A 26,758-nucleotide genomic window follows, 5' to 3' on the forward strand; every position below is an offset into this window, starting at 1 on the left:
CACCACGCCCGAAAGGCGAAGTCCCCGTGTACGCGTTCGGCCTCTGCATCGACCAGCAGTACCTCGTCCCCGGCCTCGCCGCCCTCGCCGGCCTGGCCGACAGCGTCACCCCGGCGGCCCGCCGCGAAGCTGCCGTACGGGTGCTCACCCTCGACCTGGCCCCGTCGCAGGCCCTCCTGCTCGCCGACCTCGCCAAGCGGGCGGGCTTCGGCTCCTTCGACCTCCGTCGATGCGCCCCTCTGCGCTCCTCGCGCATGGCAGACGCCTGGTACATCACCGTCACCACCTACCTGCGCTTCGAGTTCACGTTGGGCTTCGTCCGCCGCCCCTACCTGATCTACGTGGACGCCGACGTACTCGTACGCGGAGACGTGAGCGAGCCGCTCGGCTCCCTCGCGCCGGACGAGACAGGTGCCGTGCGGGACGAGTTCAACCCGACCGTCGGCGAGTGCCCGGCGCTGCCCGGAGCCGCCGAGCGCTGGCCCCACCTGCGCGGACGCCCGTACTTCAACGCGGGCGTGCTCTGGGCCCACACCGACCACATGCCCCGCATCCGCCGAGGCGTCGAGCAGGCCCTGATCCACGCCCGGCGCCACATCCTCCACAACGACCAGGACGCCCTGAACCTGTGGCTTCTGCGATCCGGCCGAGTGCGCCCGGTGTCCGGTGGTTTCAACCGGTTCGAGGTCGGCCGATTCCTGGAACGCGGGAACTGGGTGCGCCGGGTCGTCACGCGGTCGCCGAAGCCCGATCCGGCTGCCGCCCTCGTGCACTTCGTCGGTCCCGAGAAGCCGTGGCAGGCCGACTGCCCCGTCACGGAGGAAGTCGTCGAATACCGGCGGCACCTGGAAAGGGCCATGCGTCACGTCCGGCGTCTGGGTGCCGTCGGCGTGGAACCGGCGGGTGTGCGGTGAGTGCGGGGGTACCGCCCGCTGTCTCGCGCGCTGCCCTCGCCCTGACCGGGGTACCGGCCCTTACCGCCCGCCGGCTGTCCGCACGTACGCGCACCGTCGTGTACCGGGCGGGCCTGGCCGACGGACGCGGTGTCGTGATCAAGCTGTACGCGGCGACCGCACGCCGCAACGCGATCACGGAGAGCGCCGCCGTCCGGGCCGTGGCCGACCACGTCCCCGTACCAGCCCTCATCGGATACGGCCACGTTCCGGGCCACGAGGCGACCGCCCTGGTCACCGCCGACCTCGGCCCGCTCACCCTCGGCAGCGCCATGCGCTCCGGCCGGATCTCCGACGAGCGAGCTCTGAAAGATCTGGCCGGCCTGCTCGGCCGCCTGCACCGGGCGCCCGTCCGGCCGTGGGCCCCGCGCCGACCGCTCCACGAGCAGGTCACCTCACTGGGCCGCCGCTGCCCGCCCAGCAGCCTCGACCGCATCGCGCCCGCGCTGGCCGCCATCGCCGACGCCGTCCACACGGCGCCCGTGTGGTGCCACGGCGACCTGCACGGCGACAACGTCGTGATCGCTGGCCCCCGAGCCATCCGCCACCTGGTCGACTTCACCGACGCCGCGGCCGGTCCCCGCGAATCCGACGTTGCCCAGACCCTCGTCATGACCGGCGCCCTCTCGACTCTCCGGGCCCGCACGGTCACCGACGCCTACCCCCTTGCCCTCGATCACCACCTGTTGGGCGCCTGGGTCGTCCTCCACACCCTGCGCTCCTGGGCGCATTCCTCCCCTGGCGACGACCGCGTCTTGTGGTCCCGTCGCCTGGACGACCTCAGCCGACGGACCCCGCACTTCTTCCGTACGCGCCGCCCGGAAAGGACGCGCTGATGAGCACCCCCGCCCTGTCGGTAGCGATCCCGGCCTTCAACGAGGCCGCCTACCTGCCCCGCTACCTGCCTTCCGTCCTCGCCTCTCTCACCCGCTGGGAGGAGATCACCGGCCGTACAGGAGAGGTGATCGTCGTCGACAACGCCAGTACCGACGCCACCGCCGACATGGCCTCCTCCTTCGGCGTCCGCGTCGTCACCGAGTCCGTCCGCAACATCGGCCGGGTCCGCAACACCGGAGCGAGCGCCGCCCGCAGTGGACGCCTCTTCTTCACCGACGCCGACGTGGCGCTGCCCCTGGAGGCGGTCACCGCCGCTGCTGCCGCCATGGATGCCGGGGCCGTCGGCGGCGCCATCCCGCCGCTCTACACGCCCGAACGGCTCGGCGCCCGCTTGCTGTGCGCGTACTGGGACCACTACCGCACCCGGCGCGGCGGGGCCCAGGGCGTCAACCAGTTCTGCACCGCCGACGCCTTCCACCACGTCGGCGGATACCGGGACGACCTGTTCATGAGCGAGGACGTGGAGTTCTTCGCCCGCCTCACCGCACACGGCCAGGCCACCGACCGGCCCGTGACCATCCTCGACGAGCTGCGCGTGCGCCCGTCGACCCGCCGCTACGACCAGTGGTCGAGCCTGCGGATGCTCTGGTGGCAGAACCCCGTGACCGCCCGCCTGCGCCTCCGGTCGCCCCGCATGTGGCGCCACTGGTACGAGACGACCGTGCGATGACGAAGGGGACCACCGTGGAACCGAACCTGACCCTGCCCGTGCCGGACGGAACCGGCATCTACACCTTCCCCGACGACCTCCACCGCGCCCACCACGCGCACACCCAGCAGCTCGCCGCCCGCCACCGCACCCACGACCACCGCGTCCTGGACGTCACGGCACCCCACACCCGCGTCCCGTACTACCTCGAAGCCCGCACCCCCGCAGGACACCCGGTCCTCGTCATCGAGCCCCACCACGACGACTTCGCCCTCTCCGCCTCGGGCGCCTTCCTCGCTCACCCCCGACGGCTGACCGTGGTCACCGTCTTCAGCCGGTCCCGGAGCGTGCACCCCGCCCTGGAGACCACGTACGCCGACGTCGACACCGTCTCCGAGCTGCGCGACCGCGAGGGCGCTGCCGCGCTCGCCCTCTTCGCCGCCCGCCGGCACCTCCTCGGCCACAAGGACGCCGAGTCCCCGTACCGTCCGTACGACCCCGAACTGCTTGACCAGATCACGGACGAACTCCGCCGGATCATCGCCGCCCACCCAGGCGCCGAACTCCTCGCGCCCGCCGCCGTCACCCGCCACCCCGACCACCTCCTCGTCCACGAGGCGGCGGTCCGTCTCGGCTGCACCTGGTTCTGGGAGGACCTGGCCTTCTGGTCCACGTACGCGCTCGCCGGCTGCGACCAGCACCTCTTCCGTACGCGTACGCGGGCGACGATGCGGCCCGAGCTCGTCGACATCACCGACGTCGTACTCGACAAGGTCACGGTCCTGCGGATGCACGGCTCGCAGATGTACCCGGCCCGGAAGATGTACCGCCCGATCCGGCACGCCTTCACCACAGCGGCCGACCTCGTCGACGGGCCCGGCTTTTATGCCGAGCGGTTCTACCGGACGGAGGCGCCGACGTGCTGATCATCGCCCTGGAAGGTCCCTCCTACGCAGGCAAGTCCACGGCGATACGCCACCTCCGCCGCACCGCCCTCGGCTCAAGGGCGTTCGTCTCCGACTGCTACGTCAGGCACATCGCCCACCGCGACGACATCCCTCCGGCCCGTACCGACTCGGCTGCTGCCCAACTCGCCGCCTTCGAGAGGTTCATGGAGATCGAGGCGACCCGCGTCGCCGAGGCCGCCGCGAGCGGCAGGCAGTTCGTCATCCTCGACCGGTCCGTGGACACCCTCCTCGCCCACGCGTATGCCCTGGACGCCCTGTTCGGGTACGGCGTACACCACCAGCTCCGCGATCGGCTCAGGACGCTCCCGTTCCTGCGCCCTCACCACACCCTCTACCTGGACGTACCGGCGGAGACGCTCCACCTCCGCCGCAAGACCGCCGGCCACACCGCCGCCGAGTCCGAGTACTTCCTCCACGAACCGGGCTTCCTCGGCCACGCCCGCGACTACTTCGTCCACACGCCCCGCCGGCCCGTGACGCGAGAGCTCACGGTCCTGGCCGCCGACGCGGGGCCGGACGATGTCGCCCGGGCCGTGGAAGCCCTCGTCACCTTCTGGGCGAGGTGACGGAAGATGCCCACCGCCCTGTTCGCCTGGCGCCGCACCCCGCCCCCCTTCCTCATCGGCGGCGCCGAGGTCACCCAGCAACTCCTCGCCGAGGAACTCGCCGCCGCCGGATGGCACGTCACCTACCTCGGCTCACACGAGGCGCCCTGGGACGGAGCCACCCAGCTCCCCGACATGCGAGCCCACCTCGACAGGCATCGCGTCCCGTACGACGAGGCCGACGGCACCCTGCGCTACCGATGGAACGGGGTCGAGTGTGCGGCGTTCATGCAGAACAACGTGGAGCACGCGCTGGGCAGCCTCTTGGGAGAGCTCCGCCCCGATGTCGTGTTCACCTCGCAGGAAGGCTCGGCGCAGCTCGCCGCGCAGGCCAGACCGACCGCGCTCGTTGCCGGCCTCCTGCACTCCGTCTCGGCCACCGGCCTGGGGGTCCTCGCCAGCCGACCCCACTACGGCCTCGCCGTGTCGGAGTTCGTCCGGGCACGCGCACCCCACACGCCTGGCACCCGCCTCGCCGTGATGTACCCGCCGTTCGCGCTGCCCGGCGAGAGCTCGGGCGAGGCCCGTACCGCGTCCGTACTCATGATCAACCCCATCCCCGCCAAGGGATCCGAGCTACTGCACCAGCTCATCCGGATCATGCCGGAACAGCACTTCACCTTGGTCGAAGGCTGGTGGGACACCGCTGCCGACTTCGCCACTTACCCGAACGTGACGTACGTGCCCCGCGTGTACGACATGGGGCCTCTGTACCGCAGCCACCACCTGCTGCTGGTCCCCTCCACTGTGGATGACGCTTTCCCTCGCGTGATCATCGAGGCCGCGCTCCACGGTGTTCCGACCATCGGGACCGACCGGGGTGGCATCCCCGAAGCCATCGGCGACGCCGGGATCGTCCTGCCGAGCGCAGCGGGCCCCGAGACGTGGGCGCGCGCGATCCGGGAGGCGGACCACGAGGCGCTGGGCATGAGGGCCCGGCGTCAGGCGGTCACGTTCACGCGACCGTGCCTGCCCGAGCTTCGGGAGCTGGGGATCTAGGCAGATCCGGTGAATGCCCGCTCCACCGCGTCGAGCCGCTCCGTCCACCAGTGAAGAAGCGCCTCGTCGGCGATGAACAGCTCGTCGCAGGAGTGGTCGCCCCGGTCGTAGTGGAACTCGAGCTGCCAGAAGTCCGTCATCCGCTTCCACCACAGTCGTCGCGCGGCGTCGAGCAATGCGGCCGGTTCCAACGGGATCACCGACCAGTAGCCGGCCACGAACGCCGCCACCCGCTCCAGGTCGAACACGCCCTCCACCCCGAACTGCACCTGCGCCGTACGAACGACTTCTTCCGCGTACGGGCGGACTCCGAGCCGATCCCAGTCCAGGACGGCAACCAGTCCGCCGTCCGCCCAGAGGAGGTTCCGGTACTGGAAGTCACCGTGCGTCCAGCCATGCGGGCCCGCAGGGGTGTCTCCCTCGGGGCGCAGGTGGGCGTGCTTGTCGAGGAGGATCTTGCGCTCTTCGAGGGCAGTACCGGCAGCCTGGTCGAAAGCGTCGCCCGCACCCCGGGCCGACACGGCTCCGGCAAGCCGGTCAGCCTTCTGGACGGCTCGGCCGGCCTCGGTCACCTCAGCGGTGACCGAGGCCGGCACGGCGGGCATCCCGGCCTCATCGGCAGCACGGCCGAGTGCCGTATGGAGTCCCGCGAGGTGTGTGCCGAGCTTGGACGTCTGCGTCAGCGACAGGTCGGTTCCGCGAACGTGTTCCCCGGCCGACCAGGGAAAGAGGCAGTAGACGCCACCGCGGGCCTCGGCGATCACATCGCCATGGACGGTGGGGAGCGGGGCGCATACGGGGACGCCGTACGAAGCCAGGACGGGAAGGACCGCGAGGTTGCGACGCAGTCGATCGAGCGGCACGTCCGTGACCCGCTTGAGGGCGAACCTCCCGGCCCGGGTGTCCAGCCGCCAGTTCACGTTCATGAGGCCATCGGCCAGGTGCTGTCGGTCCAGCACTTCGTCGATTTCGTATGCCCGGATCAGCTCGGCAAGATCGTCTGCGGGGAGGTGCGTCCTGTCCGCCACGTTCGCGTCGGTCACCCAGGCGACGATACGGGAGTCGGCCGTGCAGACGCACAAGGATCACTGGTCTGTCTCGGTGGGGCCGAGCGTCTGGGGCCGGCCACCTTGTTCATTCAATGAATGGTGGTCCCGTTCATTCTCCGAACACGACCGGCGTTCATTCAGGGAACGGGACGCGCCCCGTTCCCTGAGGGAACGAATCGGGTGTTCCCCGAGGGAACGCTTTCTCTGTTCCCTCGGGGAACACGAGGGCCGATCAACGCCGCCGTACCTGCGGCTGCTGCCGTGCGGCGGCCGGTGGGGCTGCCAGCGGGTGGGTCGGGGTGGTGGGGCGTCGTGTGGTGCTGCGGGCCATGGCTGCCTGGGCGAGGAGGCCGGGTGCGTGGCGTTGGCCGAGGCGGTGGATGCGCCAGGTCAGGGCGCGGGCAGGGTTGCGGGCGTCGTCCAGGGCGCGCTGGCCGAGGGCCTGGGCCAGGAGGGCGGCCGGGTTGTGGCCGGCCGTCTCCGCGTCGGCGAGGACAGTGGCGAGGGAGTCCCAGGCGGGATCCTGCAGGATGCGATCGGCGTGCTCGGGGATGGCCTGTTGGAGGTGGCGGGCGTAGCGCTGCTTGGTCTGGATGCCAGGGGTGCGGTGGGCGAGATCGTCCAGGACCGGGACGGCGACGCGCGCATACGCGGTCTGGAGGTGGACGAGGGTCTGCTGGGCTGCCGCCTCCTGCTGGGCGTGCTGGTGCGTGCGGTGCCAGTGCCTCGCGAACGCCACGGCGATGAGGGCGGCGTCCAGGAGCATTGCCAGCCCGGCTCCGTCGCCTGTCGCGGCGGGGGTGCGCAAGATGGCCTGGACGCTGCGGCGCAGGACGCGTGCGCTGTCGGCATCGGCGGTGATACGGGAGCGGGTGGCGCGTTCGAAGACGGCGGCGGCACGTTCGAGCTCGCTCCTTGCAGCGGCTGGTGCGGTGAGGGGCAGGAGGTCGAGGGTTGCGCCGAGGGCGACGAGCTGGCCTTGGGCGATGGGGTCGCTGCTGTGGGTGAGGTGGTGGGGGATGCGTTCGGTGGCGGCGGTGGCCTGGTGCCAGGGGTCGGCCGGCCGGGCAGTGAGCGGTTCGGGTCCGGTGTCGGCGAGGCGGTGGCGGATCTGGGGCAGGGAGAGGTCGCCGGCGAGGGTGGAGCCGGAGAACCACACCGGTTCGCCGTGTTTGTTGAGGTCGCCGGGCAGGGCGACGCTATAGCCGAGGACATCGCCGGACGGCCCGGTCTTGGGACGTACGCTCACGCCGGTCACTTCCAGGAGTGCGAAGAACTCGGCTTCGCTGGAGGCGGCGGCCACCGCCTGGCGGACGCGCATGCGCAGGATCTCGCGGGTGGTGGTGTCCTGGCCCTGGCGCTTGGCCTTGAAGTGCTCCTTGCTGGTGGGACGTTTGGCGGCGGTGCCGTCGCCGGCGTTGAGACGGCGCAGGCCGAGGTCGGCTTCGATCTGGCGGGCTTCGCGCTGGACGGCGCGGATGTCGTGATCGCGGCGGGGACGGCGGCCGTCCTGACGTACGAGGGTGGCAGCGATGTGGATGTGATCGTCGGCGTGCCGGACCGCGACCCACCGGCAGGCTTCCTCGTCGCCTTCGGGGGCGATGCCGGCGGCGGCCACGATCCGGCGGGCGATGTCCGCCCACTGGGCGTCGGTCAGGATCGGGTCCTCGGGTGCGGCCCGGACCGGGCAGTGCCACACCGTGGTCGTCGGTGCCTTGTCGCCGAGCATCTTCACGGGCTGGTCGAGTTGCGCGGCGAGCTGGTCCTCGACCTGTTTCGGGTTGCGGTGGGGGCTGCGGCTGGGGTCGGGGGCGAAGCCGTTCCAGGACGCGACGAGGTGGGGGTCGGTGTGTTCGTTGGCGCTGCCCGGGCCGTAGAGGTAGCCGATGAGGCGGCGTGTGGCGCGTGCGCCCTTGCCGAGGATGATCTTCGGTATCACGTGGTCACCGCCCCGAGGTCACGTGGGCGACGGCCACGTCGATGTCGGCGATCGATGCCTCGATCCGGTCAAGGAGTCGCGCCACGATGTCCGAAGCGGGCCAAGCGCCGTCCTTGTTGAGGTGCCAGGCGAGCTGGTTGAGGTTGCCGCCGATCTTGCCGAGTTGCCCGTTCGCGGCCATGAGCGCCTTGACCATGGCGCGGTAGTCGGCGACCGCGGCGGTGGGGTCGTCGGAGCGGGCGGCGGCCAGCGAAGTCTCGGCGACGTAGCCGCCGACCGACATGTGGCTGAGGCCGGCGGCCTTCGCGAGCAGGGTGAACTCGTCGTCGCTGTAGCGCGGGTGGACGCGCTTCTCGCGCAGCGTGGGTTCGCGAAGACGGCGGCGCGGCCTAGGCGACTGCGTGGCTTCTCCCCGAGTCGGCTCCCCCGGGCCGGCCGACACCGGCGCCCCCTCGGCGCCGGACGCCTCCGCCTCCCCCGGGGCGGAGGCCGGGTAAGGACTCCTTACCCGACAACTTGCTGCGCCGTTGAGGTCGGTGATCATCTCCTCCTGGGTGGTGGGGATGGGGAGTTCATGCTTCGGGTCGCGCATGGATCGGTTCTCCGCGGGGTGCTGGGGGCTTGGCTGCGTGCGACCCCCGTGTCCCCGCGCTTGGTTGCACGGGGGCACGGGATCAGCCGGAAGGGTGGGGCTTTCCTGCCTTGTGGGGGTCAGGCGGAGACGGCTTCCTTGAGTTCGTCGAGTGACCTGGCCTCGAAGACGTTGTCGGTGGCGGGCTGGGCTTGACGGGTGCGCTCGGCCTGCAGCTGGTCGCGCAGGAGCCGGGAGGGTTTCTGGCCGATCCGTAGTTCGGTGCGCAGCCGCACGGCGGTGAGCTGTTCGTCGGTCCAGTCGGCGGTCAGGAGTCGGGCCTTGTCGAGGAGTTCGGGCGAGATGCCGGTGAGGTCGGCGGCCGACTCGGTGGCGGCGGGGATCCGACCGGTTGCTCGACGCGGGGCGGATCCGGTCGTCTCCGCCGCTGTGGCCGACCAGGGCGGTCGGGTGGCGGGGATCGTTTCGGTTTCCTTGGCCGGCTCCGTCATGGGTGCCTCGGTGACCTCCGTGGGGGCCGACTCGGTCAGCTGCTCGGAGGCAGATTCGGGCCGGTCAGGCGTCGACTGTGGGGCCTGCTCGTCGGCCGACTGGGCAGAGGCCGCTTCGGGGGAGTCGGCCGACTCGGGGTTGTGGTGCAGCACTTTGGCCACGAGGTCCGACCCGAAGTAGATCGACCCGACCGGGAGTGAGGTCGCCAGCAGTACGAGGGCCCAGTTCGCGAGGTCCACGTCGGTGAGTCGGCCCCACTGGATCGAGTCGGTGTGCAGGGCCGGTACGAGGCCGTGCACGTAATTCAGCAGGAGGCTGGCGATCGTGTAGGTCGCCAGGACCCGCAGGGCGAATTTCCGGTTGGTGCCGGTCAGCACGAGTGTGGCGATCAGCGCGAGGGCCATCAGTCCGTCGACCACGATCGGGTAGAGCAGGGCGGCGGTGGAGTCGGCGCCGATGGCGCGGGCCACGTCGGACAGCGCGTTCCACGAGACCCGGAAGGCCATGAGGACGACGGCCACCAGGCCGAGGACGAGGATGAAGCGTCCCGCGCGGTTCACGCGACGACCCCCATCGGGCGCGGGTGCGGGCGCTCGGCGAGCGTCGTCAGGATCGTCGTCCTGTTTGAGGGCCTGGTCCTCGGCGGCCGAGGTGAGCCGCGCGATGCGGGCGCGGATGCTGCGTATGGCTGCCGGGGTGCTTGGGGCAGGGAAGTGCAAGGCGGGGGTCTCCAGGTGGGGAAGGGTGTGGCCGCCGTGGCGTGGGCGGCTGCGGGCGGTGGGGACTCGCCTCACCCGTCCCGCCGCTGGTCAGGGCAGGTACGGGTGGGCGGTGATGTCGAGTCGACTCGTTGCGGGTCGGTGACCCGTCCCCGCGCTGACCCGCGCGGGGACGAGTGGGACGAGTCGGGGAGGCTCAGGCCCCGGGCTCGACGGGGAGCGTGGCGGGTGGTGACCTGTCGCGACCCGTCGCGTGCCTGGTCAGAGCAGGTACGGGTCAGGTCGGTGACATCGGGTTGACCCGTCACGGGCAGGTGACCCGTCCCTGCCCTGACCTGCGAGGGGACGGGTCGGGACGGGTGGCGGCGGGTCAGGCGCCGGTCGTGTGACCCGGCAGGAGCAGCGGTTCGGTGCCCGGTGAGGGCTCGGGGCAGTAGCGGGCCCAGGCGTCGGCGAACTGCTCGCGGGCGAAACCCCTGGCCTGGAAGCCGTCGGGGAAGCGGTGACTGGCCGCGCTGATGCCGTAGTCCTTCAGCAGGAGCTGCAGGCCGCGCGCGGTCAGCCCCTTGTCCTTGTACTCCGGCCAGGGCGACTCGGTGTCGTCGTTGAGGATGCCGAGCAGGCGGCCGGTACGGAGCAAGGCCGGGTTTCCTTCGGAGGCGAAGGCACGGCGGACATCCGCGAGGAGCCGGATGTTCAGGGCGCTGTTGTCCTGGTCCTGCTCGGCCTCGTGCTTCGTCATCGCCAGGCAGGCGGCGCGAGCAGCCTCGGGCCAGGCGCCGCCGGCGAGGTCGGCAATGGCGATCAGTGGCTCCCAGGTGTCGGCGGCCCGGTCCTCGACCGGCATCGCCGGGGTGAGTTCCATCGCGGTGTCGTGGAGCGGGCCGAGCCAGGACATGAGCCAGTCCCGCACGGAGTGCAGGGCGGGGGTGTCCCGTACGGTGCGGAACTCGGCGACCTTCTCGCCCGGCCTGCGGCGCCGCATCCGGATCACCACCGACCGGTCCATGATCGTGTCGGGCAGGTCCCCGATCCCGGCGAGAGCGGCCATCGCGAAGGTCGGGAACTTCGCCACCTCGTGGTTCGGCCCTGAGACCCGGAGTGTGGGCCGGTTGCGCTGGTGGCCGGCATTGAGCAGACCGCGCATCTCCTCGTTCTTCTCCGCCACCTTCGCCGACCCGAACAGCGTGTCGGCCTCGTCGACCAGCAGCGTTGGCGGGTTCTCCGTGATCGACCGGAACACGGCGGCGGCCGAGGCGTTCACCGTGATCAGCGGGTTGTGGACCGTCTCGGTGACCACGTCCAGCAGGCGCGACTTCCCGCACCGCTTCGCGGGCCCGACCACCGCGAGACGCGGGGCGTGCTGCCAGGCCGTCTGCAGGTGCGTGGCCGCCACCCACAGGGTGACGGCGTCCAGCGCCTCCGGCGAGGGGAGGATCACGAACTTCGCTATCTGCCATCGGAGTTCGTCCAGGAGGGCCGATCCGACGGTCGGCTCGGGGGCCTCCTCCTCTACGGGCTCGTTCATCCGGGCGTCCTGGGTGCGGTCGGCGGCGGGAGGCCGGTCGGTGTACTCGCCGGGCTTGCCCGGGACGGCGGTCGGCGGCCAGTCGGGCTCGTCGGGGGCGGAATGGAACGGGGTTTCGGGATGTTCCACGGGGCAGCTCCTCGTCTGGCGGTGGCGGGCTCGCACGCCCGTGCCGCCGGGTTGGTTCTTCCAGGGCCGGTCGGGGTTGCTCGGGCCTCCGGCGTCGCACCGCCGGGGGCCCTTCTCCTTCTCGCGGGCAGCAGGCCGCCGCGAGGGACCACGAACCGTACGTCCACCCCCGGCGACAGTCCAGCGATTCTGTGTCAGCTCAGCGCAGAACCGTCTGCTACCTTTCTCCGCCCTCAAGCGGCCAGCCCCAAGAGGCTGAGCAGGTCCGCCGTCACCACGCGGTACGCGTTTCCCAGCCGCAGGACCCTGCACGGGTACTCGCCCCGCTTCGCCAGCTCATAGCCCTTGCTCCGTCCGAGACCCAGCGCACGGTTGCCCGTGTCCAGGTCAATGGCCACCGGCAGGGCCAGCAGCTCCTCCCGGCTCATGCCCTTCGGGCCGGTTTCCGCGATGTCGTCGCGCACGCGGCGCCCCTCTCGTCACAGCCCTCGGCGAACACGACTCTCGCGTCCGACTCCAGGCCAGCAAGAACCATGATGGAGAAGCTAATGTGTCTGCATGACACAACGCGATGTGGACGATGAAGCGGACGACTTCCCCGAGTGGGTGGACCGGGTGAAGGCCAACGTGGCCGGAGAAGTCCGTCGGAGAAGGAAGGAGATGGGGTGGAGCGCACAGGACCTGGCGGACCGCTGCGAGGAGCTGGGGCACCCCATCCCGCGGAACGTGATCGCCAACATGGAGTCCGGCCGCCGTGCCGTCCTCCCCCTGGTGGACGTCATCGTCCTGGCCGCCGCCCTGGAGACGTACCCGGCCCACCTGATCTTCCCCGTCGGCTACGTCGAGGAGACCCAGGAACTCCCCTTCCAGAGGCTCGTGCCCACCTGGGACGCCCTGCGGCGCTTCACCGGCGAGACAGAAGTGCCCGGGCACGACGCCGGCCTCGTCCCCGACTTCGAACGCCACGCCAGCCTCGTCCGCACCGCGCTCGCCGCCCTCGAAGAGGAGGAGAACGCCCGCTTCGCAGCCAAGCAGGCCACCAGCCGCGCCCAGCGGGAGGAAGCCGAACGCAAGCAGACCGCCTACGCCGACCAGGCCATCTCCGCCAAGTACAACCTCCGCCATCTCCGCCGCGAACTCCGCGAAGAGGGCGCCACTCCACCCGACCTGCCAGTCGCGCTGAACGACGTCGACCCGCCCGAACCCGAAACCGACCCCACCCCGGAGGAACGCCTTTGAAGGGCTCCACCCACCGCCGTTGCTACTGCCGCGACCCCAAGACCGGCAAGCCGCTCGGCAAGAGCTGCTCCAAGCTTTCCAGCCGCAAGCACGGCTCCTACTCCATACGTCAGGAGCTTCCCCCTCGTGAGGACGGCACCCGTCGTTCCTTCAGCCGCGCCGGCTACGAGAGCCTCAAGGAAGCCCAGGCCGACCTCGACCACGTGCGCTCGCTCCTCGCGCTGGCCGAGTCCGACGACCCCGAGGCCCTGGCCCAGATCGCCCAGCTTCTGGAGACCGTGGCCGCCGAGAAGGCGCCGCTGCCGAACATCGAGTCGACCCGGCGCCGCCTCAGCCACGGCCTGGACCTGATCAGCAGGCTCACCGTCGGTGAGTGGCTGGACATGTGGCTGGCCGGCAAGAAGGGGCGGCAGAGCGCCATCAGCCGCGACGAGAGCAACATCCGCGTCCACCTCAAGCCGCGCATCGGTCACCTGCGACTCGACCGCCTTCGCGTCTCTCATCTCTCGGAGATGTTCGAGGCCATCGCGGAGGACAACGTCGAGATCGCCGAGGGCAACGCCGCCCGGCGCAAGGCGTTCGAGGACCTGGCCCGCATCCCGTGGAAGGGGCGCGAGCCGCGCGCTCGCCGCAAGGCGATGAAGGCGGCCATCGCCGACATGGAGCCGTACCGCCGCATCGTCGGGCCGGCGACGCGCCAGCGCGTCCGCTCCACGCTGCGCGCCGCTCTGAACTCCGCGATTGCGCAGCAGATGATCACCTTCAATCCGGCCGCTCACGTCGAACTGGAAGCGGGCAAGCGGCCCAAGGCGCTCGTGTGGACCGAGGAACGGGTCCTGCACTGGCAGCGCACCGGCGAGAAGTCCTCGTCCGTCATGGTCTGGACGCCGGAGCACACCGGCCTCTTCCTCGACCATGCGGCGGACGACCGCCTGTACGCCCTGTTCCACCTGATCGCGTTCCGCGGGCTCCGGCGTGGGGAGGCGTGTGGGCAGAAGTGGACCGACACCCACCTGGACGCGGGTCTCATCACCGTCGCCAAGCAGCTCGTCGTCGACGGCTGGGAGGTCTACGAGGACGACCCCAAGACCGACGCGGGTGCGCGCACCATCGCCCTGGACGCGGACACGGTCGAGGTCCTGCGCCGGCATCGCGCTCGGCAGGACGAGGAGCGTGAGAAGTGGGGGACTGCCTGGGTGGAGACCGGCCGCGTCTTCACGCGTGAGAACGGGGAACTGCTCCACCCCGCCAATGTCACCCGCCGCTTCATCGAGCTGTACGAGGAGATCGGCCTCCCGCCGGTCCGGCTCCACGACCTGCGCCACGGCGCGGCGACCCTCGCCCATGCGGCGGGCGCCGACCTGAAGGACATCCAGGAGATGCTCGGCCACTCCTCGATCACCATCACAGCGGACACGTACACGAGTCTGCTTCCCGAGGCGGATCTTGCGATCGCCGAGGCTGCGGCCCGTCTCGTCCCGCGCGCACGCGCCCCTCGCGACGTGCCGGATGGTGCTGATCGTTTGGGAGGAATTTCGGGGGCTGCCGCCCCGTCCGCTCACGCAGCGCTCACGCAAACGGCCCCGGACGAGGCGTCCGAGGCCGAGTGAGACCCCTCCCTGGGGGATAAACCCCAGGTCGGAGCGGTACTGCATGGTGCCCCCGGCAGGATTCGAACCTGCGACACCCGCTTTAGGAGAGCGGTGCTCTATCCCCTGAGCTACGAAGGCGTGGACGCGGTCTCCCGGGCAGGTGCCCTGGAGGTCGAGTGACCGCTGACAGCCTAGCGGATGGGGGTTGGGCGGGTCGCCCCTGTTGTCGCCGAACGTCGCAGGTGGTCGTGTTCCCCTGTGACGGGTTGACCCGGGGCGGGGAGCCGCATAGCGTCGCCGCGCTGGGCGAGCGGGCGCTTAGGAGGGGTTTGTGGTGGTGGTTGGTGGGGTCGAGCGGCTCTGCGCGCCCGGGGCGCCCTTCGCCGTCGAGGGCGGGGTGTACGTCGGCGGGCCGCGGACGCTGCGGGAGTTCGTCGAGGTGACCTGGGGGTACGGGGACCGGACGTTTCTCGTGGCCAAGGGCGTGCGGATGAGTTACCGGGAGTTCTTCGACGCCGCCTGCGGGCTCGCCCGGCGGCTCGTCGGGGAGTACGGGCTGCGGCCGGGGGACCGGGCCGTCGTGGCCATGCGGAACCTGCCCGAGTGGCAGGTCGCCTTCTGGGCCACCCAGCTCGCCGGGCTCGTCGCCGTACCGCTCAACGCCTGGTGGACCGAGGACGAGTTCGCGTACGCGCTCGACGACTGCTCTCCCGGCGTGCTGCTCGTCGACGGCGAGCGGGTCGCGCGCGTGCGGGACTGGGCCGTGCGGAACGGGGTGCCGGGGATCGTTTTCCGGGGGGAGGCCGAGGAGGGGTTCGTCTGTTACGTCGCTGATGACGATCCGGCGCTTGGGCCGCCTCTCGTCGATGTTCTGCCCGAGTTCGACTCCACCGTCATCTACACCTCCGGCACCACCGGGCGCCCCAAGGGCGCCGTCGCCACGCATCTCGCGCAGGTCGGGGCCGCCATGAACCCGCGCTACTTCGCCGCCGCCGCCGCCCTCGCGCGCGGCGAGGTGCCGGGGGTGGGCGGCGCGCCTGTCTCGCTGACCACCTTTCCCTTCTTCCACGTCGCCGCCTTCACCTCCTTCTACGCCGTCATGGCCGCCGGCGGGACCCTCGTGATGATGCGGAAGTGGGATGCCGCGCGAGCTCTTGAGCTGATTCGGGATGAGGGGGTCACTCATTTCGCCGGGGTGCCCACCACCGCCCTTCAGCTGCTCGCGCTCGCCCGCCGCGACCGCGATCCGCTGGAGAGCCTCACCCTCCTCAGTACCGGGGGTTCCGCCGCCCCGCCCGGGATCGTCGGGGGGCTCACCGAGGGGTACGGGGAGCGGATCGAGCCCCGGAACGGGTACGGGCTCACCGAGACCTGCGGAGGGGTTCTGTCCAATGTCGGGGCCGAATACCGGGCCCATCCCGGGAGCGTCGGGCGGCCCTCGCCCGTCACCGAGGTGCGGATCGAGCGGCCCGACGCGGAGGGGGTGGGGGAGTTGTCGCTGAGGGGGCAGTGTCTTGTCCGTGGGTACTGGGGGGATCCTGACGCCACCCGCGCCGCCTTCACCGAGGACGGCTGGTTCAGGACCGGTGACCTCGCCCGCGTCGACGGGGACGGGCGGGTGAGCATCGTCGACCGGCTCACCGACATGGTGATCCGCGGCGGCGAGAACGTGTACTGCGTCGAGGTCGAGGGTGTGCTGCACGAGCATCCGGATGTGGTCGACGCCGCGGTGTTCGGGGTGCCGCACGCGCTGCTCGGGGAAGAGGTTGCGGCCGTCGTGCGGTTGCGGGGCGGCGCGGATGTGGGGCCCGAGGCTCTGCGGGCGCACGTCGGGGCGCGGCTGGCCGGCTTCAAGGTGCCCGCCCGGGTCTTCGTACGGGACGGGGAGCTGCCCCGGAATCCGACCGGGAAGATCCTCAAGCGGGAGTTGAGGGAGCAGGTCAGCGGCGAGTGACGCGCACCCGGTACGTTCCCGCCTCGTCCTCGTCCAGGACCTCGATCCGGATGCCGTTCGCGCGGTCCGTGAACGTCTCGCCCGGGCCGTACGGCGCGTCCGACAGTTCCGCGTGGACGTTGGCCCGGCGCGTGCAGCCGCCGCTGGACCGGTCGCTGTCGGCGACGGTCACCGGGCCGTGGCCGGTGTCCACGTCGGACTCCACCCGGTAGACGAGGACGCCCTGCTTGCAGACCGCCTCGTCGTTGCCGTCCTTGCTGCGGACCTCGACGGCGTATCCGGAGGTGCCGGAGAGCGGGACGAAGACGAGCTTGGGGCCGCCGGGGATCGCGAGCGGGGTGAGGCCGTAGTCGCCGGTTCCGGGCGCGGAGGCGCAGCTGACCTGGTCGTTGTCGAGCCAGCCCAGCTTCCACTTGTGCCAGCCGAGGAGGTCGTTGTCGGCGCCCCAGTCCTCGGACATGATGTCCCAGTGCCCGACGGTGCCTCCGCCGTCCGAGGTGTAGAGGTCGGGCAGGCCGAAGACGTGGCCGTTCTCGTGCGGCAGGACGCGGTAGCCGGTCTCGGCGAAGCTGCCGGAGCCGTCGTCCTGGCGGCTGTAGACGAAGGACGTGTTGGCGAGCGGCACGCCGTCGGCGTAGGGGGCGTCGTCGTTGCCGGAGAAGGTCACGGACAGCACGGTGTCGAGGGCGGAGGGCCCGGCGTTCGGCGTGACGAGGACGTTGACCAGGTCGTACGCGCTGAAGTCCACCCGCGCGTCGGCGGCCTTCACGATGTCCTCGACGAGGGAGCGGTAGCCCGGTTCGTACGGTGAGCCGCGCTCGATGCCGTACGAGGAGAACGGCCGGGGCATCCGCAGCCAGTCGGGTATCGGCGCCTCGGCCTGGTAGTGCAGCCGCCCGTACGAGCTGACGCGGAACCAGTCGGCGGTCTGCGGGAAGAACTCGCGGAAGCGGCCCATCGCCGGGCCGTCCCCGGGGGCGTCCGGGAAGTCGACCATCAGGTTGAGGGCCCTGACGCGGCCCGTGGAGCGTACGTATCCGGGGGCCGTGGGCAGCCCCTCCGACATCTGCACGCCCATCGTGGTGGCGATGCGGCACGGTCCCAGCTGGGCGCCGCTCGGCGCGGCGGCCACGGGGCCCGCCGAGGCCGGGGCGGGCCCGGGAAGGGTGCTGCTCGCCGAGGCGAGCAGGGCGAGGGAGAGCGCCGTGGTCGCCGCCAGGGCGACGGGTCTGCGTATCCGTCGGCGGGGGTGCTGCATACGTCGCCTCTCCGGTGGGGGCAGGTCGGCGCCGCGACCCCTTCCGCGGGTCAGCGCTGTGCGATCAGCCTGTGGCGCGTGATCCGGGTGCGCGCGCCGGGTGGCCCGATCGTGGGTATTCGCCGGGGAGGGGGGTGGGTGTGACTCAGGTCACATCGAGGGCGGGAAATAACCGGGGACTGGGTCCCCGTTTACACCTGTGTCGCTGCAAGTGGGGAATCGTTCCCCGGATTCGTTCGTGGATCCGTACATGGACCTGATCTTCGTGATCTCGGGTCCGTCGACTTTGAGGAGGTCGTGGCGTGACCAGCACCCCCGCCACCGCGCCCGCCCGCCGCGTACCGCGCCCGCGGGCCGACGCCCTGCGCAACCGCGAGCGGATCGTGACGGCGGCCCGCGAGATGTTCGTCGAGTTCGGCTCCCAGGTGCCGTACGACGAGATCGCGCGCCGCGCCGGAGTCGGGAACGCCACGCTCTACCGGAACTTCCCCGAGCGCTCCGACCTCGTCCACGAGGTCGTCCTCTCGCTCATGGCCCGGGTCACCGAGGTCGCCGAGCGGGCCGCCGAGGAGGAGGACGACACCTTCGCCGCCCTCCGCCGCTTCACCCACGGCGCCGCCGACGAGCGCGTCGGCGCCCTCTGCCCCATGCTCGACGGCGCCTTCGACAAGGACCACCCCGACCTGCTCGCCGAGCGCGACCGACTGGAGGAGGCCGTCCAGGGCCTCGTCGAGCGGGCGCAGGCGGCCGGCCGGCTCCGAACCGACGTCGGCGTCGGCGACCTGATGGTGGCGCTCTCCCAGCTGACCCGCCCGCTGCCCGGCTCCGGCTGCGGGGCCTTCGACCAGTTCGTCCACCGCCATCTGCAGCTCTTCCTCGACGGCCTGGAGACGCCCGCCCGCTCCGAGCTGCCCGGGAAGGCCGCGACCCTGGAGGACCTGAGGCGCGACGCCTGCTCCTCGTGACCCGGCCCTCCTCCGAGTAACCCGCATCCCCTTACGACTTACGCCCTTTTCACCAGTACGCGCCAAGAGGTGGCTACCCCCATGCCGAAAATCCCCGAGACGACCGCGGTCCAGGCCGACCCCGGACGCTGGAAAGCCCTCATCTTCATCGCCCTCGCCCAGCTGATGGTCGTGCTCGACGCGACGATCGTGAACATCGCCCTGCCCTCCGCCCAGCACGACCTCGGGATCTCGGACGGCAACCGGCAGTGGGTCATCACCGCCTACGCCCTCGCCTTCGGCGGCCTGCTCCTCTTCGGCGGCCGCATAGCCGACCTGTGGGGCCGCAAGCGGACCTTCGTCACCGGTCTGATCGGCTTCGCCGCCGCCTCCGCCCTCGGCGGCGCCGCGACCGGCGAGGCGATGATGCTCGGTGCCCGCGCGCTCCAGGGCGCCTTCGGCGCGCTCCTCGCGCCCGCCGCGCTCTCCCTGCTCGCCGTGACCTTCACCGACGCCAAGGAGCGCGCGAAGGCCTTCGGCATCTACGGCGCGATCGCCGGTGGCGGCGGCGCCGTGGGCCTGATCCTCGGCGGCTTCCTCACCGAGTACCTGAACTGGCGCTGGACCTTCTTCGTCAACATCCCGTTCGCGATCGTCGCCGCCACCGGCGCGTACCTCGTCGTCCGTGAGCCGGCCGGCGGCCGCAACCGCTCGCCGCTCGACATCCCCGGCGTGATCCTCTCCACCCTCGGCCTGGTCTCGCTCGTCTACGGCTTCACGCGCGCCGAGTCCGCCGGCTGGAGCGACGCCGGCACGATCGGCCTCTTCGTCGCCTCCGGCGTGCTGCTCCTCGCCTTCGCGCTCACCGAGTCGCGGGTCAAGTCGCCGCTGCTGCCGCTGCGCGTCGTGACCAACCGCAACCGCGGCGGCGTCTACCTGTCGCTCGGTCTCGCCGTCATCGCGATGTTCGGCCTGTTCCTCTTCCTGACGTACTACCTCCAGGTCGTGAAGGGGTACTCGCCGGTCAAGACGGGCTTCGCGTTCCTGCCGATGATCGTCGGCATGATCACGGGCTCGACCCAGATCGGCACCCGCCTGATGACCCGCGTCCCGCCGCGGTTCCTGATGGCCCCGGGCTTCCTGACCGCGGGCGTCGGCATGCTGCTCCTGACCCAGCTGGAGATCGGCACCTCGTACGCCGGTCTGATCCTGCCCGCGCAGCTGCTCCTCGGCCTGGGCATGGGCACGGCGTTCATGCCGGCCATGTCGCTCGCGACGATCGGCGTCGACCCGCGGGACGCCGGTGTGGCCTCCGCGATGGTCAACACCTCGCAGCAGGTCGGCGGCGCCATCGGTACGGCCCTGCTGAACACGATCGCCGCCTCGGCGACCACCGCCTACATCGCCGACCACGCCGCCGGCGCGACCGCCCCGGCCGCGCAGAAGCTGCTCCAGCTCCAGGGCATGGTCGAGGGGTACGCGGCGGCCATCTGGTGGGCGGTCGGCATCCTGGCCCTGTCGGCCACGATCGCCTTCGTGTTCATCACCACCGGGAAGCCGGGCGGCGGCCCGGTCGCCGGGTCCGGCGAGGGCTCGGAGGACGAGGTGAAGGTGCCGGTCATGGCGCACTGACCGTCGAGCACCACGTACGCCGCCCTGCCCTGGTTCCGCTCAGCGGAGCCAGGGCAGGTCCGCGTCCGCGTCCTGGGGTTCGAGGCCCTCGGCCATCACGCGCATGATCGCGCCGAGCTGCCGCACCTGCTCGGGGGAGAGCCGGTCGAACATGGCCTGGCGGACGGCCGTCACATGGCCGGGGGCGTTCCGCCGGAGGACCTCCATGCCCTCGTCCGTCAGCTGGGCGAACTGGCCGCGCTTGTCGGAGGGGCACTCCTCGCGCCGTACCCAGCCGTTCTTCTCCAGGCGGGCGACCGCGTGGGAGAGGCGGGACCGGGTGATCTTGGCGCTGCGGGCCAGCTCGGTCATCCGGAGCCGGCGGCGCGGGGCCTGGGAGAGCTGGACGAGGAGCCCGTAGTAGACGTGCGGCATCCCGGCGTCGCGCTGCAACTGGCGGTCGAGGTGGTCTTCCAGGAGCGTGGTGGCGTGCAGGTACGCGCGCCAGACGTGCTGCTCCTCGTCGGTCAGCCAGCGGGGTTCGGCCATGTCTCCCTCGGTTCCCATGTCTCCCATGATTCCCATCGTACGACTCATTCTTGAAAGTTGAACTATGTAGGTTTACGCTGAACTCAAAACGCTTGAAGTTTCAAGAACGGAGTGGTCATGGACGCCACGCAGGAACGGATGCCCGCGCTCTACCTGTCCCACGGCGCCCCGCCGCTCGCCGACGACCCCGTCTGGCCCGGCCAGCTCGCCGCCTGGTCCGCCGGCCTGCCGCGGCCCAAGGCGATCCTCATGGTCTCCGCCCACTGGGAGGAGGCCCCGCTCGCGCTCGGCGCCACCGAGACCGTCCCCCTCGTCTACGACTTCTGGGGCTTCCCCGAGCACTACTACCGCGTCCGGTACGCCGCCCCCGGCGCCCCGCAGCTCGCCGAGGCCGTCCGCAAGCTGCTCCACGGGCCCGGCACGCCCGTGCAGGACATCCCCGACCGGGGCCTCGACCACGGCGCGTACGTACCGCTCGTCGAGATGTTCCCCGACGCCGGCATCCCCGTCCTCCAGATCTCCATGCCCACCCTCGACCCGCGCCGGCTCATGGACATCGGCCGCAAGCTCGCCCCGCTGCGCGACGAGGGCGTCCTGATCGTCGGCAGCGGCTTCTTCACCCACAACCTCGCCGCCCTCCGCCACACCGGCCCCGGCGTCCCCGGCTGGTCCGCCGAGTTCGACGCCTGGGGGCACGAGGCGCTCGCCGCGCACGACGTCGACGCCCTCCTGGACTTCGAGCACAAGTCGCCCGCCGGCCGCCTCGCCCACCCCCGCACGGAGCACTTCGCCCCGCTCTTCGTCGCCATGGGCGCGGCGGACGCGGCCGGCGACCTCGGCGCGGAGAAGTCGGTGATCGACGGCTTCTGGATGGGACTCGCGAAGCGTTCCGTCCAGTTCGGCTGATCCCCTACGGGAGGGGCGGATTGAGGGCGATCGAGCGGACCGCGGCGGCGAGCGCGAGCGGGTCGGCCACGTCGAGCGCCGTGTCCGTGAACTTGATCGTGTGGTCGTCGCCGTGGGCGGCGGCCCGCTCGAAGACCTCCTCGGCGGTGAGGTCCGTGATCTCGTACGGGGCGGCCTCGCGCGGTGTGTAGGCCGCCGTCACCGCGGCCGCCGCGGCCCAGGCCGCCGCCACGCTCGGCACCCACAGCCTGCGCGGGAGCGCGGGCAGGGCCCGCAGGACCGCGTTCGGCGCGGTCGCCGCGTGCACCAGCATGATCGGCTGTCCGTGGCCGTGCGTCGCGTACCGGTGCGTCGCCGCCGTCACCAGCTCGGTGAGCAGCGCCTTCGCCGCGTCGGGATCCGGCGCCTCACCCCAGACCGGGAACCCCGTCAGCTGCGCGAGCCGTGTCCGGATCCCGCCGTCCTGCTCCGGAACCGGCGGTACGGCGTCCAGCGCGGCCGCCGCGGACGGCGCCGGGGCCAGCGGGGCGAGCGGCGGGAGCGGCTGGTGGCGGGCCGCCCAGTACCCGAGGGCGTGCGCCAGCTCGGCGCGGCGCGGCGCCGTCTCCGCCGCGCTCAGGAGGGTCCGTACGGCATGACCGGTACGGATCACCGGATGCGTCGCCCCGCCCGCGATGCCGGGCAGCAGCCGGGGCCACCACTCGGCGAGGACCTCCCGCCAGGGGCGGTCCGCCAGCTCGCGGGAGAAGAAACGGGTCCAGTCGGTGATCCGGGCCGGGTCGCCGAGCGCCTCCCGCCAGTCGGCGGCGGTGACCGGGGTGAGCGGGGCGGGCGCCTCCTCCAGCTTGGGCGCGTAGTGGTCGAGCCAGCGGTGCACGGCGGGGGCCTGGCCGTGCCGGACCAGGGCCTCGACGGCCATGGGGGCGTGGTTGGTGAGCCGGCCGTCGCGCTCGGGCCCCGTGGTGTGGAGCCGTTCGAGGGCCTCGTCGAGGGTGCCGGTGGTGTCGGTCATGGGGCGACGCTAGGCCGGGGGAGCGGGGCGGGGGAACGGGCTGGGGACCTAGGCCGCAGGGCGGAGGGGTGGCGGGGCAACCGTTGATCACGCCGGGGCGTCTGAAGGGGTGGCGCCGCATGTGATCGCGGTCTCACCGACAGTGTGGTCGTGGGCTTCGCGAAGGGCGCCGCTGCACCCTCCGTGCCGGTCTGACCTGCACCTCCGTGGGTATCCGCGGCGTGTCCGCGGGGGTGGCGGCCGCGCAGGATACTGCATGATCGCCAAAATCCATGTGCCGGGTGGGAATTCTGTCCTGATTCCAGTCGTTGTTTCCGTCGGATGCAGGGCACCCGCAAGGGTGTCGCGACCTACTCAGCAAGGGAGCACGCATGGCAACCCGTGCCGTCGCCCGTCGTCAGACCTCCGCCCAGAGCGGGGCCGCACGGGCAAGCAGCGTTCGCGCCGTGGGCGGGGAGATCGCCGACCGCGACCTGGTCGGCATGTACCTCGACGAGATCGCGCGCACGCCCCTGCTCGACGCCGCCAAGGAGGTCGAGCTCTCCCAGACGATCGAGGCGGGTGTCTACGCCCAGCAGATACTCGACGGGAGCGCAGAGAGTGAAGCCGCCGGGGCGACCCGCGAGGAGCTCGAAGCGCTGGTCGCCGAGGGCGAGCGGGCCAAGGACCTCTTCATCAAGTCCAACCTGCGGCTCGTGGTGGCCGTCGCCCGGCGCTACCCGCGCAGCGGGCTGCCGCTGCTCGACCTGATCCAGGAGGGGAACGCGGGCCTGGTGCGCGCGGTCGAGAAGTTCGACTACGCGAAGGGCTTCAAGTTCTCCACGTACGCGACGTGGTGGATCCGCCAGGCCATCACCCGGTCCATCGCCGACCAGTCCCGGACCATCCGGCTCCCCGTCCACCTCGTCGAGGAGCTGGGCCGGATCCGGCGGGTGCAGCGCGAGTTCAACCGGGAGCACGGGCGGGAGCCCGAGCCCGCCGAGATCGCGGAGGAGCTGGGCTCGAAGCCCGAGCGCGTCATCGACGTCCTCGACTGGGCGCGGGACCCGGTCTCCCTCAACATGTCGGTCGACGACGAGGGCGAGACCCAGTTCGGCGACCTGCTCGAGGACACCTCGGCGGTCTCCCCGGAGCAGTCCGTCCTCACGCTGCTGCGCAGCGAGGAGCTCGACGACCTCATCGGCCAGCTCGACCACCGCACGGCGTCGATCATCCGCATGCGGTACGGGATCGAGGACGGGCGCGAGCGGACGCTGACGGAGGTCGGCAAGGAGCACGGGCTGACGCGCGAGCGGATCCGCCAGATCGAGAAGCACGCGCTGCTCGAACTGAAGAAGATGGCGCACGACACGGGGTTCGACGCGGTGGCCTAGAGCGGCCGGCGAACCGGGGACGGGCGAGCACCAGCTGGGCGGGTGGCGCCCCCGCCTGGGCCTGCGCCCCCCCGTGTGGGCCCCGCGCCCGGCGGAACGATTGCCCACAACGGGGGCGCAGAAGCGCCGCCCACAACGGGCGGCGTCAGGCGTCCGTCGCGTTCGCCAGTCGTGCCGACAGGTCCCGCATGTACGTGATCAAAGGCTCCGGGCCGTGGACCGTGAAGTCGACGTCTATCAGGGCCAGGCGGAGGGCCAGCCATTCCACGGAGTCCGCGACGCGGGCGCGGAGCCGGCAGCGGTCCGGGCCCTCCGCGACCGGGACCAGGTGGGACGGGAGGCGGGCCACCACGAATTCCGCCGGCGCCGCGAAGGACACGTCGAGGTCGACCTCGCCATGGGCCCGCGCCATCGAGCGGGCCATGTACGTCGCCGCGTCACCCGACGGCAGCTCCCGCGGAGCGAACCGCGCGCCCGTCGCGAACGGCTCGCTCACCCGGTCCACCCGGAACGTCCGCCAGTCCTCCCGCCCCAGGTCGTACGCGACGAGGTACCAGCGCCGCCCCGTCGACACCAGCCGGTACGGCTCCACGAGCCGTTTCGTCTCCGTCCCGTCCCCCGCCCGGTAGCCGAACCGCAGCCGCTCGTGCGCCGTGACCGTGCCCGCGAGCGTGGTCAGGGTCGCGGGGGTGACGGTGGCGCCGTCGCCCCGGGTCAGCGGGATCGTCGCGTTCTGGAGGACCGAGACCCGGTGCCGGAGCCGCGACGGCAGCACCTGCTCCAGCTTCGCCAGGGCCCGCACGGACGCCTCCTCGACGCCCTCGATGGCGTGCCCGGCCCCCGCCCGCAGGCCGACGGCGATCGCGACGGCCTCCTCGTCGTCGAGGAGCAGCGGCGGAATGGCCGTACCGGCGACGAGGCGGTAGCCGCCGACGGCGCCCATCGTCGCCTCGACGGGATAGCCGAGGTCGCGGAGCCGGTCGATGTCACGGCGGATGGTGCGCGGGGAGACCGAGAGCCGTTCGGCGAGCTCGCTTCCGGGCCACTCGCGCGGGGTCTGGAGGAGCGAGAGCAGATTCAGGAGTCGTGCCGGGGTGTCCGTCATGTCTTCAAGGATGCGGCCCATCTAGGACACGACCTGACCTATATGACTTCTATCTTCTTCGTATGAGTTCACACGACGCCGCCACCGAAGCGGCCACGGCGGGCGACAAGCGGCGCTGGATCGCCCTCGCCATCGTCATGACCGCCGCCTTCATGGACCTGGTCGACGCCACGATCGTCAACATCGCGATCCCCAGCATCGAGAAGGACCTCGGCGCCTCGTTCGGGGCGATCCAGTGGATCACCGCCGGGTACGCGCTCGCGTTCGCCGCCGGCCTGATCACCGGCGGGCGGCTCGGGGACATCTACGGCCGCAAGCGCCTCTTCCTCTTCGGCACCGCCGGCTTCACCCTCGCCTCGGCGCTCTGCGGCTTCGCGGCCAACCAGGAGATGCTGGTCGGCTCCCGCCTGCTCCAGGGCGCGGCGGCCGCGATGATGGTGCCGCAGGTCCTGTCGATCATCCACGTCACCTTCCCGGCGCACGAGCGCGGCAAGGTCTTCGGAATGTTCGGCGCGATCATCGGCCTCGGCGCGGTCTCGGGCCCGCTGCTCGGCGCGCTGCTCACCCAGTGGAACATCGCGGACCTGGAGTGGCGCCCGATCTTCCTGATCAACCTGCCGGTCGGCATCGCCGCGCTGATCCTGGGCCGGAAGTTCATCACCGAGTCGAAGGCGCCGAAGGCCCTCAAGCTCGACATGGTCGGCGTGCTCCTGGTGACGGCCGCGCTGCTGATGCTGGTCTACCCGCTGACGCGCGGCCGTGAGCTGGACTGGCCGCTGTGGGGCCACCTGATGATGGCCGGCAGCCTGCTCGTCTTCGGCGCGCTCGTGGCGTACGAGAAGTACAAGACGAAGAAGGACGGTTCGCCGCTGATCGAGCTGTCGCTGTTCAGGGTGAAGAGCTTCGCGGCCGGTATCGCGGTGCAGCTGACCTTCGGTGTCGTGCTCGGGATCTTCTTCCTGGTCTGGACGCTGTACATGCAGATCGGGCTCGGCTGGAGCCCGCTGAAGGCGGGTCTGACCGGGGTGCCGTTCTCGATCTCGGTGTCGGTGGCGGCCGGCATGTCCGTGCAGAAGCTGGTGCCGCGCTTCGGCCGGAAGGTGCTCCAGGCGGGCGCACTGACGATGATCGCGGGCATCCTGCTCTACTTCTTCGTGGCGGGCCGGTACGAGACCGGGATCCACTCCTGGCAGATGATTCCGCCGCTGGTGGTCATGGGTCTCGGCATGGGCCTGATCGTGGCTCCGCTGACGGACGCGGTGCTCTCGGAGGTGCCGAAGGAGCACGCCGGTTCGGCCTCGGGCCTGATCAACACGACCGGCCAGATGGGCAACGCGCTCGGCCTCGGCCTGGTGTCGGTGGTCTTCTTCGGGACGATCGACGACGAGAAGCTCGCGAAGGCCCCGGCCGAGGTGGGGACGGCGTTCACGAACGCCTTCCAGAACTCGCTGGGCTGGGCGGCGGGCGTGCTCGCCCTGATCTTCCTGGTGATGTTCGCGCTGCCGGCGAAGCCGAAGCAGCACCTGGAGGGCGGCGACGAGGGCGCCGAGGCCGTGACGGTCGACGTCGACAAGGAGCCGGCGCTCGCACACTGAGCCGGTGGTAGCGGGGGGGGGGGGGGGGGGGGGGGGGGGGGGGGGGGGGGTGGGGGGCGGGGGGGGGGGGCGGGGCCCGTCGCGGCGCACTCTGTGGGGCA

At 71.4% G+C, this 26,758-nt stretch carries 24 protein-coding genes and 1 tRNA gene; 14 read left to right on the top strand and 11 right to left on the bottom strand.

All coding sequences use genetic code 11. The annotated features are described in order from the left end of the window. The first annotated feature begins 26 nt into the window (after nucleotides 1-26). From ACZ7HT_RS15460 to ACZ7HT_RS15485, 6 genes are read left to right on the top strand one after another with little or no spacing between them, the layout of a single operon-like run. Nucleotides 27-914, top strand: coding sequence for a glycosyltransferase family 8 protein (locus ACZ7HT_RS15460; protein ID WP_471165175.1), 888 nt, complete (start codon nucleotides 27-29; stop codon nucleotides 912-914). Beyond that, nucleotides 911-1,789 carry a phosphotransferase gene (locus ACZ7HT_RS15465; RefSeq protein WP_471165178.1) on the top strand — a complete coding sequence of 293 codons (879 nt, stop codon included), beginning with the start codon at nucleotides 911-913 and terminating at the stop codon, nucleotides 1,787-1,789. Before ACZ7HT_RS15460 ends, ACZ7HT_RS15465 begins: the two co-directional genes overlap by 4 nt. Then, nucleotides 1,789-2,520, top strand: a complete 732-nt coding sequence (locus ACZ7HT_RS15470) for a glycosyltransferase (RefSeq protein WP_471165181.1) — start codon at nucleotides 1,789-1,791, stop codon at nucleotides 2,518-2,520. The genes ACZ7HT_RS15465 and ACZ7HT_RS15470 overlap by 1 nt, the downstream gene beginning before the upstream one ends. Beyond that, on the top strand, nucleotides 2,517-3,425 hold the full coding sequence (locus ACZ7HT_RS15475; RefSeq protein WP_471165183.1) for a PIG-L deacetylase family protein: 909 nt from the start codon (nucleotides 2,517-2,519) through the stop codon (nucleotides 3,423-3,425). The genes ACZ7HT_RS15470 and ACZ7HT_RS15475 overlap by 4 nt, the downstream gene beginning before the upstream one ends. Next, nucleotides 3,419-4,033, top strand: coding sequence for an AAA family ATPase (locus ACZ7HT_RS15480; RefSeq protein WP_471165186.1), 615 nt, complete (start codon nucleotides 3,419-3,421; stop codon nucleotides 4,031-4,033). The genes ACZ7HT_RS15475 and ACZ7HT_RS15480 overlap by 7 nt, the downstream gene beginning before the upstream one ends. A 6-nt stretch (nucleotides 4,034-4,039) precedes the next feature. Next, nucleotides 4,040-5,071, top strand: coding sequence for a glycosyltransferase (locus tag ACZ7HT_RS15485; protein ID WP_471165189.1), 1,032 nt, complete (start codon nucleotides 4,040-4,042; stop codon nucleotides 5,069-5,071). Here the strand turns inward: ACZ7HT_RS15485 and ACZ7HT_RS15490 are convergent. From ACZ7HT_RS15490 to ACZ7HT_RS15515, 6 genes are all read right to left on the bottom strand, one after another. Beyond that, on the bottom strand, nucleotides 5,068-6,153 hold the full coding sequence (locus tag ACZ7HT_RS15490) for a phosphotransferase (protein WP_471165191.1): 1,086 nt from the start codon (nucleotides 6,151-6,153) through the stop codon (nucleotides 5,068-5,070). The two genes, ACZ7HT_RS15485 and ACZ7HT_RS15490, sit on opposite strands and share 4 nt — an antisense overlap. A 199-nt stretch (nucleotides 6,154-6,352) precedes the next feature. Beyond that, on the bottom strand, nucleotides 6,353-8,059 hold the full coding sequence (locus ACZ7HT_RS15495) for a relaxase/mobilization nuclease domain-containing protein (RefSeq protein ID WP_471165192.1): 1,707 nt from the start codon (nucleotides 8,057-8,059) through the stop codon (nucleotides 6,353-6,355). Nucleotides 8,060-8,063: 4 nt separating this feature from the next. After that, nucleotides 8,064-8,651, bottom strand: coding sequence for a plasmid mobilization protein (locus ACZ7HT_RS15500; RefSeq protein ID WP_471165195.1), 588 nt, complete (start codon nucleotides 8,649-8,651; stop codon nucleotides 8,064-8,066). Between the two features lie 119 nt (nucleotides 8,652-8,770). Further along, nucleotides 8,771-9,703: a DUF2637 domain-containing protein gene (locus tag ACZ7HT_RS15505; RefSeq protein ID WP_471165199.1), complete on the bottom strand. Its 933-nt coding sequence runs from the start codon at nucleotides 9,701-9,703 to the stop codon at nucleotides 8,771-8,773. Between the two features lie 529 nt (nucleotides 9,704-10,232). Continuing rightward, nucleotides 10,233-11,519 carry a DUF3631 domain-containing protein gene (locus ACZ7HT_RS15510; RefSeq protein ID WP_471165201.1) on the bottom strand — a complete coding sequence of 429 codons (1,287 nt, stop codon included), beginning with the start codon at nucleotides 11,517-11,519 and terminating at the stop codon, nucleotides 10,233-10,235. Nucleotides 11,520-11,752: 233 nt separating this feature from the next. Further along, nucleotides 11,753-11,947, bottom strand: coding sequence for a hypothetical protein (locus ACZ7HT_RS15515; RefSeq protein ID WP_384233042.1), 195 nt, complete (start codon nucleotides 11,945-11,947; stop codon nucleotides 11,753-11,755). Between the two features lie 130 nt (nucleotides 11,948-12,077). Here ACZ7HT_RS15515 and ACZ7HT_RS15520 point away from each other — a divergent pair, with 130 nt between their 5' ends. Together ACZ7HT_RS15520 and ACZ7HT_RS15525 are read left to right on the top strand one after the other, a co-directional pair. After that, nucleotides 12,078-12,758: a helix-turn-helix domain-containing protein gene (locus tag ACZ7HT_RS15520; protein ID WP_471165204.1), complete on the top strand. Its 681-nt coding sequence runs from the start codon at nucleotides 12,078-12,080 to the stop codon at nucleotides 12,756-12,758. Continuing rightward, the gene (locus tag ACZ7HT_RS15525) at nucleotides 12,755-14,368 is read left to right on the top strand and encodes a site-specific integrase (protein ID WP_471165207.1); all 1,614 of its coding nucleotides are present in this window, start codon (nucleotides 12,755-12,757) and stop codon (nucleotides 14,366-14,368) included. The genes ACZ7HT_RS15520 and ACZ7HT_RS15525 overlap by 4 nt, the downstream gene beginning before the upstream one ends. A 44-nt stretch (nucleotides 14,369-14,412) precedes the next feature. On the opposite strand, the gene ACZ7HT_RS15530 is transcribed toward ACZ7HT_RS15525, so the two are convergent. Next, nucleotides 14,413-14,488, bottom strand: a tRNA-Arg gene (locus ACZ7HT_RS15530). A gap of 196 nt (nucleotides 14,489-14,684) precedes the next feature. On the opposite strand from ACZ7HT_RS15530, the gene ACZ7HT_RS15535 reads away from it, so the two are divergent. Beyond that, on the top strand, nucleotides 14,685-16,304 hold the full coding sequence (locus ACZ7HT_RS15535) for a class I adenylate-forming enzyme family protein (RefSeq protein ID WP_471165210.1): 1,620 nt from the start codon (nucleotides 14,685-14,687) through the stop codon (nucleotides 16,302-16,304). On the opposite strand, the gene ACZ7HT_RS15540 is transcribed toward ACZ7HT_RS15535, so the two are convergent. Further along, nucleotides 16,291-17,562, bottom strand: coding sequence for a M6 family metalloprotease domain-containing protein (locus ACZ7HT_RS15540; RefSeq protein WP_471165214.1), 1,272 nt, complete (start codon nucleotides 17,560-17,562; stop codon nucleotides 16,291-16,293). The two genes, ACZ7HT_RS15535 and ACZ7HT_RS15540, sit on opposite strands and share 14 nt — an antisense overlap. Nucleotides 17,563-17,864: 302 nt before the next feature. On the opposite strand from ACZ7HT_RS15540, the gene ACZ7HT_RS15545 reads away from it, so the two are divergent. Then, entirely contained in the window at nucleotides 17,865-18,527 is a 663-nt protein-coding gene (locus ACZ7HT_RS15545; protein WP_471165218.1) for a TetR/AcrR family transcriptional regulator, read from the top strand. 81 nt (nucleotides 18,528-18,608) lie between these two features. Then, on the top strand, nucleotides 18,609-20,138 hold the full coding sequence (locus ACZ7HT_RS15550; RefSeq protein WP_471165221.1) for an MFS transporter: 1,530 nt from the start codon (nucleotides 18,609-18,611) through the stop codon (nucleotides 20,136-20,138). A gap of 39 nt (nucleotides 20,139-20,177) precedes the next feature. Here ACZ7HT_RS15550 and ACZ7HT_RS15555 read toward each other — a convergent pair whose 3' ends face one another. After that, nucleotides 20,178-20,684 (bottom strand): MarR family winged helix-turn-helix transcriptional regulator, encoded by a 507-nt coding sequence (locus tag ACZ7HT_RS15555; RefSeq protein ID WP_471165707.1) that lies wholly within the window; start codon nucleotides 20,682-20,684, stop codon nucleotides 20,178-20,180. A gap of 99 nt (nucleotides 20,685-20,783) precedes the next feature. Here ACZ7HT_RS15555 and ACZ7HT_RS15560 point away from each other — a divergent pair, with 99 nt between their 5' ends. Further along, nucleotides 20,784-21,572 (top strand): dioxygenase family protein, encoded by a 789-nt coding sequence (locus tag ACZ7HT_RS15560; protein ID WP_471165224.1) that lies wholly within the window; start codon nucleotides 20,784-20,786, stop codon nucleotides 21,570-21,572. Between the two features lie 4 nt (nucleotides 21,573-21,576). On the opposite strand, the gene ACZ7HT_RS15565 is transcribed toward ACZ7HT_RS15560, so the two are convergent. Then, nucleotides 21,577-22,584, bottom strand: coding sequence for a questin oxidase family protein (locus ACZ7HT_RS15565; RefSeq protein WP_471165226.1), 1,008 nt, complete (start codon nucleotides 22,582-22,584; stop codon nucleotides 21,577-21,579). 371 nt (nucleotides 22,585-22,955) lie between these two features. Here ACZ7HT_RS15565 and ACZ7HT_RS15570 point away from each other — a divergent pair, with 371 nt between their 5' ends. Continuing rightward, complete coding sequence (locus ACZ7HT_RS15570; protein ID WP_471165229.1) at nucleotides 22,956-23,957, top strand: sigma-70 family RNA polymerase sigma factor; 1,002 nt, start codon at nucleotides 22,956-22,958, stop codon at nucleotides 23,955-23,957. 145 nt (nucleotides 23,958-24,102) lie between these two features. Here the strand turns inward: ACZ7HT_RS15570 and ACZ7HT_RS15575 are convergent, their stop codons facing one another. After that, nucleotides 24,103-25,062 carry a helix-turn-helix transcriptional regulator gene (locus tag ACZ7HT_RS15575; RefSeq protein WP_471165232.1) on the bottom strand — a complete coding sequence of 320 codons (960 nt, stop codon included), beginning with the start codon at nucleotides 25,060-25,062 and terminating at the stop codon, nucleotides 24,103-24,105. A gap of 62 nt (nucleotides 25,063-25,124) precedes the next feature. On the opposite strand from ACZ7HT_RS15575, the gene ACZ7HT_RS15580 reads away from it, so the two are divergent. Beyond that, nucleotides 25,125-26,657 carry an MFS transporter gene (locus ACZ7HT_RS15580; protein WP_471165235.1) on the top strand — a complete coding sequence of 511 codons (1,533 nt, stop codon included), beginning with the start codon at nucleotides 25,125-25,127 and terminating at the stop codon, nucleotides 26,655-26,657. Nucleotides 26,658-26,758: the final 101 nt, after the last annotated feature.

It is taken from the genome of Streptomyces sp. NPDC037410 (assembly GCF_055602235.1).